The 494-nt window shown below is 49.8% G+C and carries 1 protein-coding gene; it reads left to right on the top strand.

The window, feature by feature from the left end; translation table 11 throughout:
- On the top strand, nt 1-486 hold a 486-nt coding region (locus OM074_RS21720), incomplete at its 5' end, for a pyridoxal phosphate-dependent aspartate aminotransferase family protein (RefSeq protein ID WP_301202718.1).
- Nucleotides 487-494 lie beyond the last annotated feature (8 nt).

Genomic DNA, 494 nt, shown 5'->3' with positions numbered 1-494 from the left:
AAAGTTATACAGGCAGATGTTACCAATGGCAGGGGGGAGCGCAATGTTGTTGATGGGGATCTGAACCTGTTGCAGGGTTTTGAGTTCAATGCCGCTACTTCATTGGATGAGGTGATGAAGGCAGCTTATACAGTTGGTTTTGACAGGGTATCTGGACTTGCAGCCATTGCGATCCAGTTTGAGGATCCGAGTTTGGAATTGCAGCAAGTAGAGGGGGCGACCCAGGCGAGGTTTACCGTAGGCTTGGCAGCCGTTAACTTTGAGACCGGTGATTACGAGGTTGATGTCGTTCATTCCGAATCGGTAGAAATCGCATCCAAGGCAGCTGTGCAGGTAGACATCGAGGCGGGAATTTCTGCCAATAGCGAGCAGCCCGTATTTTTGGTACTTGGGGTGGAATATTACCAGGCCGTGAACGGAGAGCTTTACCTCATCAACAACAAAGAGAGCAGGGCATTGTTGCTGGCAACAGTGGACATGCCGTAGTAGTAAAA

Source organism: Plebeiibacterium marinum, assembly GCF_026013615.1.
GTDB lineage: Bacteria > Bacteroidota > Bacteroidia > Bacteroidales > Marinilabiliaceae > Saccharicrinis > Saccharicrinis marinus_A.
This window is presented reverse-complemented; position numbering and strand designations above follow the sequence as displayed.